Raw genomic sequence first — 13,576 nt, 5'->3', positions numbered from 1 at the left:
GAACCGAGCGACGAACATGAGCACCCAGGACACGCACAACACGCGGAACAGCAAGACGGCGAAGAACCCTCCGGGGGGCGACGCCGACGACAGCGCCTCCGACGCGCGGAGCCAGGGCAGGGAGCACCCGGGGGCGGCGGCGCAGCTGTCCCGCCGTCGGCTGCTGGGCACTGCCTCGGCGGCGGGCGCCGCCGGGCTGGCGCTGGGCGGCGCGGGCGGCGCCTGGGCGCACTCGGCGGCCCAGGACGCGCCCCCCACGGCGCTGACCACGCTGGGCTCCAGCACCGTGCCGTTCCACGGCACCCACCAGGCGGGCATCGTCACGCCCGCGCAGGCGCACGGCCATCTGCTCGCCTTCGACCTCGCCCCGGACGCGGGCCGGAAGCAGGCCGCGGCACTGCTGCGCCGCTGGTCCGAGGCGGCCCGACGGATGATGGCGGGCGAGCCGCCCGGTGACGGGGAGCGGGACACCGGGATCGCGCTGGACGCCGGTCCGGCGTCGCTGACGGTCACGTTCGGGTTCGGCCGTACGTTCTTCACCCGTACAGGGCTGAAGGACCGGCTGCCGGCGCAGCTCGCGCCGTTGCCCGACTTCTCGGCGGACGCGCTGGACAAGAAGCGCTCGGACGGCGACCTGTGGGTGCAGATCGGTGCCGACGACGCGCTGGTCGCCTTCCACGCGCTGCGCGCCCTCCAGCGCGAGGCGGCGGGCACGGCACGGGTGCGCTGGCAGATGTCCGGCTTCAACCGCTCCCCCGGCGCCACCGACCGCCCCCGTACGGTGCGCAATCTGATGGGCCAGGTCGACGGCACCAACAACCCCAAGCCGCAGGAGAAGGACTTCACCAAGAAGGTCTTCGTACCGTCCTCGGGGGAGCCCTCCTGGATGGCCGGCGGCTCGTACGTGGTGCAGCGGCGGATCCGGATGCTGCTCGACAAGTGGGACCAGCACTCGCTGAGCGAGCAGGAGAAGGTGATAGGGCGGCGGAAGTCCGACGGCGCACCACTGTCCGGCGGCCATGAGCACACCAAGCCGGACCTGGACAAGCGCGGCTCGGACGGGCTGCCGCTGATCGCCGGGGACGCGCACATCCGGGTGACGGCTCCGGAGAGCAACGGGGGAGCGGCGATGCTGCGGCGTCCGTTCTCCTTCCACGACGGCTTCCTGGACGACGGTGCGCCGGATGCCGGGCTGATCTTCCTGGCCTGGCAGGCCGACCCGCTGCGCGGCTTCGTACCCGTCCAGCGCAAGCTCGACCGGGGGGACGCCCTGTCGCGCTTCCTGCGGCACGAGGCGAGCGGACTGTTCGCCGTGCCGGGCGGCCCACAGAAGGGCGAGTACGTGGGGCAGCGGCTGCTCGAAGGCTGAGACCGGCCCCCGGTGCGCTCCCCGCGCGACTACCGTGGCTGCATGTCACCTGCGAGCCGCTATACGTACCTCGGCCCCGAGGGCACCTTCACCGAAGCCGCGCTGCACACCCTGCCCGAAGCCGCCACCCGTCAGCTCACCCCGATGGTGTCGGTCCCGGCGGCCCTGGACGCCGTACGGAACGGGGAGGCGCAGGCGGCGTTCGTACCGATCGAGAACTCGGTGGAGGGCGGCGTCACGGCCACCCTGGACGAGCTGGCCGGCGGCCGCAGACTGATGATCTACCGCGAGGTGCTGCTGCCGATCGCCTTCGCACTGCTGGTGCGCCCCGGCACCACGCTGGAGGAGGTCAAGACGGTCACCGGACATCCGGTCGCGCAGCCGCAGGTGCGCAACTGGCTGGCCGCGCATCTGCCGGACGCCCTGTGGGAGTCGGCGGCATCCAACGCGGACGGTGCCCGGCTAGTGCAGGAGGGCCGCTACGACGCGGCCTTCGCCGGCGAGTTCGCCGCCGCAACCTACGGTCTGGAGCCGCTGGTCACCGACATCCACGACGCGGAGAACGCGACGACGCGGTTCGTGCTGCTGGGGCAGCCGGGGCGTCCCGCGGCGCCGACGGGTGCGGACAAGACCTCGGTGGTCTTCTGGCTGCGCGGGGACCAGCCAGGAGCGCTGCTGGAGGTGCTGCACGAGTACGCCTCGCGCGGCGTCAACATGATGCGGATCGAGTCGCGGCCCACGGGCGAGGGCATCGGGCAGTACTGCTTCTCGGTGGACTGCGAGGGCCATGTGCAGGACCGCAGGGTGGGGGATGTGCTGATGGGGCTGAAGCGCTCCTGCCGGGCGGTGCGCTTCCTGGGCTCGTACCCGCGCGCTGACGAGCAGCCGCCGACGCTGCGCTCGGGCACCGCGGACGAGGACTTCGTCGCGGCGGCGGACTGGCTGTCGCGCTGCCTGGACGGCCGGGACTGAGACACCGGAGACCGGCTGGAGGCCGGGTGCGGGGCCCGAGAGGGCCGGGTGCGGGGGCCGGAGCGGGCCGGATGGGCGTCGTACACAGGCACTCCGAAGTTATCCACAGGGGTGGGTGGCGACCTGTGCACAAGTCGACAGGGAAAACGGACTCAGTCGACAAAGCGGCATGCAGACCCCATCTCCCTCCACAGCCCCCAGCTCCCACCCCGTCACCACAATTCCAGCGATCAACTCTTTGGAGTGAGCTAATCCCCCTCGATTGAGTGGGTATTTCGGGTTTACCCCGGGAATTCCGCGCCGACCGAACAGATGCCGGAACCGATCTCCCTCATTTCCACAGCACCACTTCTTTCCCTGTGGAAAACTCAATCGGCCTCCACCGCAGCTGTGGATAAGTACCGCCGGACGCCTGCTCAACTCCCCCGCGAGTGCGTCCAGTCCACCGGGCTCGCACCAGCGCCGACCTGGTCGGCACCGCGCTCACCGAAAGCCGGAAAGCCGGAAAACCGGAAGAACAAGAAACCCCGAGAACAGTATTTTCCCGAGGTGCAAAACTCCCAATTCGGACAAACACGGCAAAGGGATATCGAATCGAGTGGCGTCCGAAGCCACCGGTACCCTGGCGGGGTGATTGACCTTCGCCTGCTCCGTGAGGACCCCGACCGTGCGCGCGCTTCGCAGCGCGCCCGTGGAGAGGACGTCGGCCTCGTCGACGCGGTGCTCTCCGCCGACGAGCGGCGCAGGTCCTCAAGCGTCCGCTTCGACGAACTCCGCTCCGAGCAGAAGCAGCTCGGCAAGCTCATCCCCAAGGCGGAGGGCGAGGAGAAGGCGGAGCTGCTGCGCCGCACCGGCGAGCTGGCGAGCGCGGTGAAGGCCGCCGACGTGGAGAAGGACGAGGCCGCGGCCGAAACCCAGCGACTGCTGCGCCAACTCAGCAACCTGGTGCACCCGGAGGTCCCGGTCGGCGGCGAGGAGGACTTCACCGTCCTGGAGACCATCGGCACGCCCCGCGACTTCGCCGCCGAGGGCTTCGAGCCCAAGGACCACCTGGAGCTGGGCCAGAAGCTCGGCGCCATCGACGTCGAGCGCGGCGCCAAGGTGTCGGGCTCGCGCTTCTACTTCCTCACCGGCATCGGGGCACTGCTGGAGCTGGCCCTGGTCAACGCGGCCATCGCGCAGGCGACCGAGGCCGGCTTCACCCCGATGCTGACGCCCGCGCTGGTCAAGCCGCAGGCCATGGACGGCACCGGCTTCCTCGGCCAGGCCGCACAGGACGTCTACCACCTGGACAAGGACGACCTGTACCTCGTCGGCACCTCCGAAGTGCCACTGGCGGGGTACCACATGGACGAGATCCTCGACGCCGACCGGCTGCCGCTGCGCTACGCCGCCTTCTCGCCCTGCTTCCGGCGCGAGGCCGGCTCGTACGGCAAGGACACCCGGGGCATCTTCCGGGTCCACCAGTTCGACAAGGTGGAGATGTTCTCCTACGTCGACCCGGCCGACTCCCAGGAGGAGCACCGCAGGCTGCTCCAGTGGGAGAAGCAGTGGCTGTCGTCCCTGGAGCTGCCGTTCCAGGTGATCGACGTGGCCACCGGCGACCTCGGCTCCTCGGCGGCCCGCAAGTTCGACTGCGAGGCGTGGATCCCCACCCAGGGCAAGTACCGCGAGCTGACCTCCACGTCGGACTGCACCGAGTTCCAGTCGCGCCGCCTCTCCGTCCGGATGCGGGACGGCAAGCAGGTGAAGCCGCTGGCGACGCTGAACGGGACGCTGTGCGCCGTGCCGCGCACCATTGTGGCGCTGCTGGAGAACCACCAGCAGGAGGACGGCTCGGTGTGGGTGCCGCCGGTGCTGCGGCCGTATCTGGGCGGCCGTGAGGCACTGGAGCCGGCCGCCAAGTGAGCGCGCTGCCCGCCGGGGACAGCTCCGGCACCGACGCGTTCCCCTACCGGCTGATCGCCACCGATCTCGACGGCACACTACTGCGCTCCGACGACACCGTCTCGGAGCGCACCCGTGCAGCGCTGGCCGCCGCCACCGGGCGCGGTGCCGCGCACATCGTCGTCACCGGCCGGGCCGTGCCGTGGACGAAGCAGATACTGGCCGACCTCGGCTACCGAGGGCTCGCGGTGTGCGCACAGGGCGCACAGGTCTACGACGCGGGCTCCGGCCGGCTGCTGACCTCCGTCACGCTCGACAGGCGGGTTGCCGAACAGGCCCTCACACAGCTCGAGAAGGAAGTCGGCACCGTCGCGGTGGCCGCCTCCCGTGACGGGGTGGACGGCGAGGTGCTGGCCGGTCCCGGCTACCGCGTCCACGACGGGCCGCTGCCCTACATCCCGTTCGACGACCGGGAGACCATCTGGCGGCAGCCGCTGAACAAGCTCTACATCCAGCACCCGCAGCTCGACGACGACGAGTTGGCGAAGGCCGCGCGTGGAGCCGTCGGCGATCTGGTGGGCGTCGTGATGGCCGGTGCGGGCATCGTGGAACTGCTGCCGCTGGGCCTGTCCAAGGCCAAGGGGCTCGCCCTGGCGGCCCGTCGGCTCAAGGTCCGCGCCGCCGAGACCATCGCGTTCGGCGACATGCCCAACGACATCCCCATGTTCGCCTGGGCCGGGCGGGGCGTCGCCATGGAGAACGCCCACGAGGAGCTGCTGACCGTCGCGGACGAGGTGACCGCCTCCAACGACGAGGACGGCATCGCACTGGTGCTGGAGCGGCTGGCCACGCAGGGGCGGTAGAGACCTGTCCGTGGGCCGTGAGGGCCACGGGCGGGCAGCCGCTGACGGGCCCGTGCGGCAGGCGATTCACTCCTCGGCCTCGTGGGACGGTGCGGTGTCGTGCTCCGGCTTCCGCTCCGGCTCCTGCTGCGGGTCGTACAGCGCGAGCACGTCGCGGGCCCGTGCCAACAGTTCGTCGACGGCCTCGGGAGGATCGAGCACCTCCACCCAGGGGCCGAACTGGAGGAGCACGCTGACGCCTGGGAGGGCGGAGAAGGCGAGGTGGACGGTGACCCAGTCGCCCTCGTCCTGTCCCTCTCCGTGCGCACCGGGGGACTCGGTCAGCAGCGGTCCGACGATCCGGGAGAACATGTCGAGCCGGGAGCGGTGCACCCGTGCGGTCACCCGCAGCTCCCTGGGCCGCTCCTCGATACGCCGGCGCAGCGTGTGCCAGACATCCGCCAGTTCGACCTCGTCGCGCCGCCGCACCGGCTCCTCCAGCACGGTCGCGGAGGCGATCCGGTCGACGCGGAAGAGGGCGGGGGAGCGGCGCCGGTCGGCGACCAGGTACCAGACGCCTGCCTTGCTGACGAGACCGTACGGATCGACGGTGTAGGTGCGCAGCCGGCTGTCACCACTGTGCCGGTAGCGGAGGCGCAATCTGCGGTCGGCGAAGACGGCGGTGTGCAGTGCGTCGAGTTCGACCTCCCGACGGGGGCCGGGCAGCCATCGGTCGGGGTCGACCAGGATGCGGCGGCTGGTCAGTTCCGCTGCCGGACGGTGCGGCGCGGGAAGCGCCGCCATCACCTTGCGCAGGGCCGAAACCAGCGCACTGTCGAGACCGAGCGCGGAATGTACGCCCTGTGCCGCCAGTACGAAGAGAGCGCGGGCCTCGTCGCCGGTCAGGCCGGTCACATCGGTGCGGTAGCCGGGCAGCAGCGTGATACCGCCGTGCCGCCCGCGTTCCGCGTACACGGGCACCCCGGCGGCCGACAGTGCCTCCACGTCCCGGTAGATGGTCCGCGCGGAGACCTCGAGCTCTGCTGCCAGTTCGTCGGCGGGTACACGGCCGCGCGTCTGGAGGAGCAACAGGATGGCCAACAGCCGGTCGGATTTCACGTCACCACAGTGCCGCAAAATCTTGACGGGCTTTGTCAAGTTTTCACGGCAGACTCACCTCCACGTCGAAGCCACCGGCTTCGCACCACCGGAGCCTGCCGCACCACCTAGGAGTGGACTGTGAACAGCACCCCTGAGATGCCCGACCCCCGCCCTGTGTACGCCGGCGCCACCGCGCAGGCGGCGAAGGTGATCGCCGCCGTACGGCCCGAGCAGCTCGACGGGCCGACCCCGTGTTCCGAGTACGACGTGCGGGCACTGCTGGGCCACCTCGTCAGCGGCGCCCGCCGGATCGCGACCGTCCCCGACGGCAGCGACGGAAAGGGCCCGGATGTTCCCGAGTGGACGGCCGACGTACCGGCCCAGCAGTGGCCCGAGCTCTACGAGGACGGCCGTAAGCGCATGATCAGTGCCTGGGAGAGCGACGAATTGATGGACACTGACGTGACGGTGCCCTGGGGGCGGATGCCGGGCCGGTACGCGCTCTCGGGTTCGGTGATGGAGACCGCCGGCCACACCTGGGACCTGGCCCGGGCCATCGGCTGGACCGGCGAACTGGACGAGGGGGTGGGTCAGTTCGCTCTGGCCACCGCGCACCAGGCGCTGCCCGCCGAGGGCCGGGAGCACATGCCGTTCGGCGATGTGCGGCAGGTCCAGGAGGGCGCCGACACCTACACCCGACTCGCCGCATGGCTGGGCCGGGACCCGCAGTGGCAGGCCCCGGGGACGGTGCAGCAGTAGGCCGGAACGAGGGCGGCCCGAGGACGGACCGAGGGATGGCCCGGTGAGACCCGGACCTGCCACGACCAACAGTCCGGACGCACGACAGTCCGGACGAGCGACAGGAGAAACCAGCATGACGGGGAGGACGGACGGGATGCGGAAAGAGGCCCTGGACGCACTGCGTGACGCGGTGCGCGGCAGTGTGCTCGTACCGGGGGACGAGGGGTACGACCAGGAGCGCACCGGTTTCCAGACCGGGAATCCGCACCGCCCGGACGTGATTGTCGCGGCCCACACGGCGGAGGACGTGCGGGCGGCGGTCGACCACGCGCAGCGGCACGGGCTGCCGCTGGCCGTACAGGCGACCGGGCACGGCCTGGGCGAGTCGGCCCGTGAGGGCGTGCTGGTGAGTACGCGTCACATGACGGGCATCCGGATCGACACGACGGCACGCACCGCCTGGATCGAGGCGGGCGTCCGGGCGAGCGACCTGGTGGCGGAGGCGGCACGGCACGGGCTGGCGCCCGTCAACGGTTCGGCTCCCGGGGTCGGCGTCGTCTCGTACGCGCTGGGCGGCGGAGTCGGGCTGCTGGGGCGGGAGTTCGGCTACGCGGCGGACCGGGTGCGGCGGATCGATATCGTCACGGCAGACGCCCGGTTGCGCGAAGTGACGGCACAGAGCGACCCGGAGCTGTTCTGGGGGCTGCGCGGGGGAGGCGGCGGTTTCGGTGCGGTGACCGGGCTGGAGCTCGAACTCGTCCCTGTGGAGCGCATTTTCGGCGGGCGGCTCATCTTCGACGGGGGTCAGGTCGCCGAAGAGGTGCTGCGGATCTGGCAGAAGTGGACAGAGTCGGTCCCCGATGAGCTGACCTCTGCTGTGACACTGCTGCCGATGCCGGACGTACCCGGCATTCCCGAACCACTGCGGGGCCGTTATCTCGCACAGGTGCACATCGCGTTCACCGGGTCGCGGGAGGAGGGCGAGCGGCTGGTCGAACCGTTGCGGGGCATCGGCTCGCTCCTGGTGGACGAGCTCCGGGAGATGCCGTACGCCGAGTGCGCGGCAGTCTTCAGCGAGCCGGACACGCCGCACTCGTACCGCAGCGCCAACGTCATGCTGGGCGCGGACGGGCTGGACGACAGCACACGGCGGGCCGTACTGGCGGCTTCCGGACCGTCGGCCGAGGCGATGTGTGTGCTGAGCGTGCGCCACCTGGGCGGTGCGTTCGCCCACCCGCCCGCCGTACCGAACGCGGTGGCGCACCGGGACGCGGAATATCTGCTGTATGTGCTCTCCCCGGTGTCGGACCCGGGCGAGGACGTGGTGCGCGCCCTACACGAGCGGGTGCTGGCCCCGGTGAGCGACCAGTCGCTCGGCCGGAACGCCAATTTCCTGTACGGGCCGCAGGATCGCGATATCGCACAGGCGGTGTACGGGGACGAGAACAGTGCGCGGCTGGAGCGGCTGAAGGCCCAGTGCGATCCGCAGGGGCTGTTCCGGTTCAGCCTGTGGGGTGCTGGACGCGGCTGAGCCCGCCCCTTCCGGTCCATACAGACCTCCGGGCCGGTACGAGAGGTGCGCGGGCCGGGGCGAGGGGCGATTCGGGGGTGAGGGAGAGAAATACGTTCCCTCGTCCCCCGAATCGCGTAACCGTACGACTGTCGAATCGTTGTACCCATTGCGCGGAGACGACTGGAGAGCGCGGCGACGAGAGTGTGTGAAGTGGTGGTAGCCGGTTGAGAGTCGGCCCGAAGGACGACGCGGGCACCGAACGGTCTCTTGCCGGTAGTGCGGTACATGGGAAGACATGAGCTGATCTCCGCTCCTGGTTCCTGGATACGGACACCTGTCGACCCCCAGGTGATCGGGGTTTTCCAGACATGTCCGAATCCAGGACCCAGGAGGGTCTGCCATGTACACCGATTCCGTCCTGCTGGAGTCGCGCAGCGCGCGCTCCGGCATGGCACACAGGGTCGAAGTCCTCGACAAAGTCAAGGCGTTGGCGTTTTCCACAGGTGGTGCACAGGCCACCACCCGGGATGTGGCCAACTACTTCGAAGTGCCCCTGAACACTGTGGAAAAGTTGGTCACCCGACACCGCGAAGAGCTCGTCAGCAACGGTATGACCGTTCTGAGGGGAGCTGACCTGCACAAATATCAGACCGACACGATGTCAGTCTCATCCGGGCCGGACAGCGGTTATCCACAGCGCCGCAGTGGACTCACCGTCTTCAGCCGCCGTGCCGTCCTCTACGTGGCGATGCTGCTGCGCGACAGTGTGGTTGCTCAGCGGGTCCGTACCTACCTCCTCGACGTCGAGGAGAGCAGCCGTACGCACCCCGGGGTCGAGGCGGTGCGGCAGTCGACGGAGGAGCTGCGGCGGACGGTCAGCACGCTGGCCGCCGGATACGGTTCGCTCGATCGCAGGGTCGGCAATCTGGAGGCGGCCGGTGCCGAACTCGGCGCTGTCCTCCAGGAGCTGGGGCCGGTCATCGGCCGTCTCTCGACGCGGGTCGAGCGCATGGACCACCGGCTGGCGGAGACCGAACGCCGCACGGAGCGCACCGAGCAGGTGGTGTGCGCGATGAGCCAGCGGCTCGCCGATATGGGCGAGGAGATGCGCGCCATGCGCCGGGAGCTGCGCGGCGTCGTACGCGCCGTCGGCGCCGAACCGACACCCCTGGCACCAGATGCGGAGATCGGAGAGGAGTGACTGTCCTGAAGTGAGGTGCGTCCCCGGCTCGTTGTACGGGCCGGGGACAGGACGAAGCGTCCAGCTGACGCAACGCCCAGCGGGTGGGAGCAAGCCCTCGCTCCCACCCGCTTTTCCGCATCCTCCCGTACGGCTACTCCTCCCCCGCGAGCGTCAGCGTGCGCAGTTTCTGGCCGGCGAACAGGGTGCCGCCCACTGTGACGACCACGATGAGCGCCACTGCTGCCGCAAGTCCCACCGACGAGCTGACGTCCGCGCCGCTGCCGGCCACCTTCTCGGCGAGCGCGAGTGCCCACTGCTGCACGCTCAGCGTCTTGGCGCCCGGCACCAGGCTGCCGATGAGCGCCTCCCAGATCAGCGCGTACACCAAGCCGATGACGACAGCGTGCCTGCTGACCGTTCCCAGCAGCAGGAACAGCGCGCTGTAGGCGATGGAGGCGACCGCTGCGGCGAGTGCGTAGGCAACAGCGAGCTGCTGGCTGTTGCCGTTCAGGATGAAGCCCGCGACAAGCACCGGTACGGCCGAGAAGACGGCGGTCGTTCCGGTGGCGACGAGCAGCTTGGTGATGATGACGGAGGTGCGTGAGACCGGCTTGGATAGCAGATAGACGACAGAGCCGTCGTCGATCTCCGGGCCGATGGCGCCTGTTCCGGCGATCACGCCGATCAGCGGCACCAGTGTGGCGAGCGCGAAGCCGCCCAGCAGTTGGCTGGTCACCGCGTCGTCGGCGCCGTTCATGGCACGTACGGCGGCGGCTACGACGAGCAGCAGTGCCGGCAGCGCGCACAGGATGAGCGCGCGGCGGCGGCCGAGGAGTGCGCGATAGGTGAGCCGCGCGACCGTCGGGTTGTACATCGGTTCAGCTCCTTTCCGCCGCTCAGGCCGCGACGAGGTACGAGAAGACGCTCTCCAGGGACTCGTCGGAGGGCGAGACGGTGTAGAGCCGGATACCGTGCTCCCGCGCGAGGCGGGGCAGCAGCGTGGTGAAACGGGTGAAGTCGACGGCCTGGATGCGCAGTGCGTCCTCGGCCTTGTCCACCTCGATGCCCGCCGTGGAGGCGTCCGCTATGAGTGCCGCAGCCAGCCGCCGGTCGTCGCTGGAGCGCACAAGGTAGCGGTGCGGGCGGTCGGTCATCAGCCGGCGGATCTTGCGGAAGTCGCCGCTGGCGGCATGCCGTCCGGCGACGATGACCTCGATGTGGGAGGCGAGCTGTTCGACCTCCTCCAGGATGTGCGAGGAGAACAGCACGGTGCGGCCCTCGTCGCCCATCTTGCGCAGCAGTTCCATCAGATGCATGCGCTGGCGCGGGTCCATCCCGTTGAACGGCTCGTCCAGCAGCAGCACCGAGGGGTGGTGCACCAGTGCGGAGGCCATTTTCACGCGCTGCCGCATGCCCTTGGAATAGGTGGAGATACGGCGGTCCTGCGCGTACTCCATCTCAACTGTCGCCAGCGCCTCGGCAGCTGCGGCACGCGGGTCGGGCAGGCTGTGCAGTTCGGCGTTGGCCAGTACGAACTCATGGCCCGTGAGGAAGTCGTACATCCCCTCGCGCTCGGGCACCAGGCCGATGTGGCGGTAGGAGTCCTCGTTGCGCCAGATCTGCGCCGCCGTCACGGGCCTGCCGTCGGGGCCGGGCGAGGGCTCCAGGGTGACGGTGCCGTTGGAGGGTGCCAGGAAGCCGCCCATCATATGGATGAGAGTGGATTTTCCGGCACCGTTGGGACCGAGGAGACCGGTGACACCAGGGCCGATGTCCATCGTGATGTCGTTGACCGCGACGACGTTTCCGAACCAGCGGGAGACGCGGTCGATGTGGATCGTGGTCACAGTCCGGCCTTTCGGTAGCGGCGCAGCAGAAGGGCGTAGAAGCAGGCGACCAGCGCCACGAAGACAGCGAGGTAGCAGGCGCCTTGGGCGCCGGTGAGCGTCTGCGCGTCCGGGAATCCGGAGCGGCCGTCCAGGAACCTGCTCTGGATGCCGTCCAACAGCGTTCCGGGCGAGCCCAGACCGAGCCAGCCGATGGCGCTGCTGTTGTCGGAGGTGAGGGCGATGCCCTGGAGTGCGGTGACGAGGAAGTACGGCACCGTGATGGCCACGATGATCGCGGCGACACCGAAGCCGCGGCGCGGCGTGAGCGCGGCGATCCAGGCGGCGATGGCAGCGTGCAGCAGTGCGAACAGCGCGCAGAAGACGAGCCCTTGGGCGGCTCCCTTGGTCTGGTCGGAGAAGTCCAGCTTCACCAGCAGGGCGCCGACGTACATGATCAGTACGGGCACAGCAGTGAACAGGAAGAGGGCTGCCGAGAGTGCCGCGTATTTGGCGGCCACATAGTCGCTGCGCTCCATGGGGCGCGAGAAATACAGCGGAGTCGTCTTGAAACGCAGGTCCATGGAGATGGCCTGCGGTGCGGCAGCGGCCAGGTAGATGCCCAGCAGCGGCTGCATCAGCAGCACGTACTCGGCGTATCCGGCCTCCAGCTCCTTGCTCTTGGTGAGGGCCGCGACTGCCACCAGGATCGCGGCCGGCACGCACACCGCGGCGAACAGCAGCATCGGCAGGACCTTGGACTTGGCCGAACGGCCCAGCCCGTAGGAGCCGCGCAGCGACTGTGTGAACAGGGCACGCCGCGCGTAGGAGCGGCCCAGGCGGGGGCCCTCGTAGCCGCGGTAGCCGATGTTGTGGATGACGTCCTGGCCGCGTTCGGCGGTGGCCGCCCGGCCGTGTGCGGGGGCGGTGGGCTGCGCGGGGTCGGGGTGCCCTGTGGTGCGGTCAGGCGACATCGCCGGCGCTCCTTTCCGTGAAGACCTCGGAGATCTGGTGCCTGCGCTGTTCCATGCGGACGAGCCCGAGGCCGAGCTCGGCCGCGGTGTTCCGCACGGTGTCGAAGACCGATTCGTCGGCGTCCCCGGCCTCGCTGCCGATGTCGAGGGTGACCAGATGCCCGGCGCCGGGTGCCAGAGCGTTGTCGGGCGCCGGCTCGTGCGGGGCGAGGCCGGCCTTCCGGAGGGCGGTACGCAGAGCCGCGGTGCCGTCAGGGTGCTCGTCGGTGTCGGTGACCTCGACCGCCAGGACGGCGGTGCGCTGGGTGAAGTCCGCGGTGGAGGAGGAGCGCAGCAGCTTGCCGCCGTCGATGACGACGATGTGGTCGCTGGTGCGCTCCAGCTCACCCAGCAGGTGCGAGGTGACCAGTACGGAGATGCCGAAGTCGGTGTGGACGCGGCGGATCAGACCGAGCATCTCGTCGCGTCCGACGGGGTCGAGTCCGTTGGTCGGCTCGTCGAGGAGGACGAGCCGCGGATCGTGCACGAGGGCCTGCGCGAGCTTGACCCGCTGCTTCATGCCCGTCGAGTAGCCGCCCATGGGCCGGTAGCGCTCCTCGTACAGGCCTACGTGGCGCAGGGTGTCGGCGGTGCGCTCCCGGGCTGCCGTCGCGGGCAGCCCCGACATCCGCGCCATATGGACGACGAACTCGGTGGCGGACACGTCCGGGGGCAGACAGTCGTGCTCGGGCATGTACCCCACCCGCTCCCGGATCGCGCCGCCCTGGGTGGCCACGTCCATGCCGAGCACGGCCGCACTGCCTTCGGTGGCGGGGGACAGCCCGAGCAGGATCTTGATGAGAGTGGACTTTCCGGCTCCGTTGGCGCCCACCAGGCCGGTGACACCCGGCTCTATGCCGACGGTCAGCCGGTCCAGTGCGGTCACCCGGGGGAACCGCTTGCTGAGGCTTTCGATCGCGATCACAGTCACGCTTCGACGCTATGAGCGAATCGTCGCGTCCGCGTCAGACGCGGCGCCGGTTTCCGGCCCGGGTCCGTACCTCTCAGGTGCTCCGGGTGGTCCCTCTCAGGTCGGAGTGCCTCCCGTAGGGGTCGGGGTGGGAGGGGGTGTCGGGCGGGGCGGGCCGGGGGGGGGGAGCCGAAAGGGCCCGGGGTTAGGGGCCGGGAG

12 protein-coding genes are annotated in these 13,576 nt (G+C 69.9%); 7 read left to right on the top strand and 5 right to left on the bottom strand.

Annotated features, from left to right (window positions below; translation table 11 throughout):
• Positions 1-16 precede the first annotated feature (16 nt).
• The 4 genes from efeB (at position 17) to ACQEU8_RS18470 (ending at position 5,091) form a co-directional block, all read left to right on the top strand.
• Positions 17-1,369: an iron uptake transporter deferrochelatase/peroxidase subunit gene (gene efeB / locus ACQEU8_RS18485; RefSeq protein WP_433101930.1), complete on the top strand. Its 1,353-nt coding sequence runs from the start codon at positions 17-19 to the stop codon at positions 1,367-1,369.
• 42 nt (positions 1,370-1,411) lie between these two features.
• Positions 1,412-2,341 carry a prephenate dehydratase gene (gene pheA / locus ACQEU8_RS18480; RefSeq protein WP_433101928.1) on the top strand — a complete coding sequence of 310 codons (930 nt, stop codon included), beginning with the start codon at positions 1,412-1,414 and terminating at the stop codon, positions 2,339-2,341.
• Between the two features lie 630 nt (positions 2,342-2,971).
• Positions 2,972-4,249 carry a serine--tRNA ligase gene (gene serS, locus ACQEU8_RS18475; RefSeq protein ID WP_433101926.1) on the top strand — a complete coding sequence of 426 codons (1,278 nt, stop codon included), beginning with the start codon at positions 2,972-2,974 and terminating at the stop codon, positions 4,247-4,249.
• 5 nt (positions 4,250-4,254) lie between these two features.
• A complete protein-coding gene (locus tag ACQEU8_RS18470) occupies positions 4,255-5,091 on the top strand; it encodes an HAD family hydrolase (protein ID WP_433102507.1) in 837 nt (278 codons plus the stop codon).
• A gap of 66 nt (positions 5,092-5,157) precedes the next feature.
• On the opposite strand, the gene ACQEU8_RS18465 is transcribed toward ACQEU8_RS18470, so the two are convergent.
• Positions 5,158-6,189 carry a helix-turn-helix transcriptional regulator gene (locus ACQEU8_RS18465; protein WP_433101924.1) on the bottom strand — a complete coding sequence of 344 codons (1,032 nt, stop codon included), beginning with the start codon at positions 6,187-6,189 and terminating at the stop codon, positions 5,158-5,160.
• A 120-nt stretch (positions 6,190-6,309) separates the two neighbouring features.
• Between ACQEU8_RS18465 and ACQEU8_RS18460 the strand changes: the two genes are divergently transcribed.
• From ACQEU8_RS18460 to ACQEU8_RS18450, 3 genes are all read left to right on the top strand, one after another.
• Positions 6,310-6,930, top strand: a complete 621-nt coding sequence (locus ACQEU8_RS18460) for a TIGR03086 family metal-binding protein (protein WP_433101922.1) — start codon at positions 6,310-6,312, stop codon at positions 6,928-6,930.
• Positions 6,931-7,045: 115 nt separating this feature from the next.
• A complete protein-coding gene (locus ACQEU8_RS18455; protein WP_433101920.1) occupies positions 7,046-8,443 on the top strand; it encodes an FAD-binding oxidoreductase in 1,398 nt (465 codons plus the stop codon).
• Positions 8,444-8,825: 382 nt separating this feature from the next.
• Positions 8,826-9,626 (top strand): hypothetical protein, encoded by an 801-nt coding sequence (locus ACQEU8_RS18450; protein ID WP_433101918.1) that lies wholly within the window; start codon positions 8,826-8,828, stop codon positions 9,624-9,626.
• Positions 9,627-9,759: 133 nt separating this feature from the next.
• Here the strand turns inward: ACQEU8_RS18450 and ACQEU8_RS18445 are convergent, their stop codons facing one another.
• Genes ACQEU8_RS18445 through ACQEU8_RS18430 form a run of 4 tightly spaced genes read right to left on the bottom strand, consistent with a single transcriptional unit; the run spans position 9,760 to position 13,372 of the window.
• Positions 9,760-10,482: an ABC transporter permease subunit gene (locus tag ACQEU8_RS18445; protein ID WP_433101916.1), complete on the bottom strand. Its 723-nt coding sequence runs from the start codon at positions 10,480-10,482 to the stop codon at positions 9,760-9,762.
• A gap of 22 nt (positions 10,483-10,504) precedes the next feature.
• Positions 10,505-11,455 carry an ABC transporter ATP-binding protein gene (locus ACQEU8_RS18440; RefSeq protein ID WP_433101914.1) on the bottom strand — a complete coding sequence of 317 codons (951 nt, stop codon included), beginning with the start codon at positions 11,453-11,455 and terminating at the stop codon, positions 10,505-10,507.
• On the bottom strand, positions 11,452-12,408 hold the full coding sequence (locus ACQEU8_RS18435; protein WP_433101912.1) for an ABC transporter permease subunit: 957 nt from the start codon (positions 12,406-12,408) through the stop codon (positions 11,452-11,454). Before ACQEU8_RS18435 ends, ACQEU8_RS18440 begins: the two co-directional genes overlap by 4 nt.
• Positions 12,398-13,372 carry an ABC transporter ATP-binding protein gene (locus ACQEU8_RS18430; RefSeq protein WP_433102505.1) on the bottom strand — a complete coding sequence of 325 codons (975 nt, stop codon included), beginning with the start codon at positions 13,370-13,372 and terminating at the stop codon, positions 12,398-12,400. Before ACQEU8_RS18430 ends, ACQEU8_RS18435 begins: the two co-directional genes overlap by 11 nt.
• Between the last annotated feature and the right edge of the window lie 204 nt (positions 13,373-13,576).

Origin of the sequence: Streptomyces sp. CA-250714, from assembly GCF_050936705.1 — a bacterium.
GTDB lineage: Bacteria > Actinomycetota > Actinomycetes > Streptomycetales > Streptomycetaceae > Streptomyces.
Note: the sequence above shows the minus strand (reverse complement) of the source record. Positions and strands in the feature narration are given on the sequence as shown.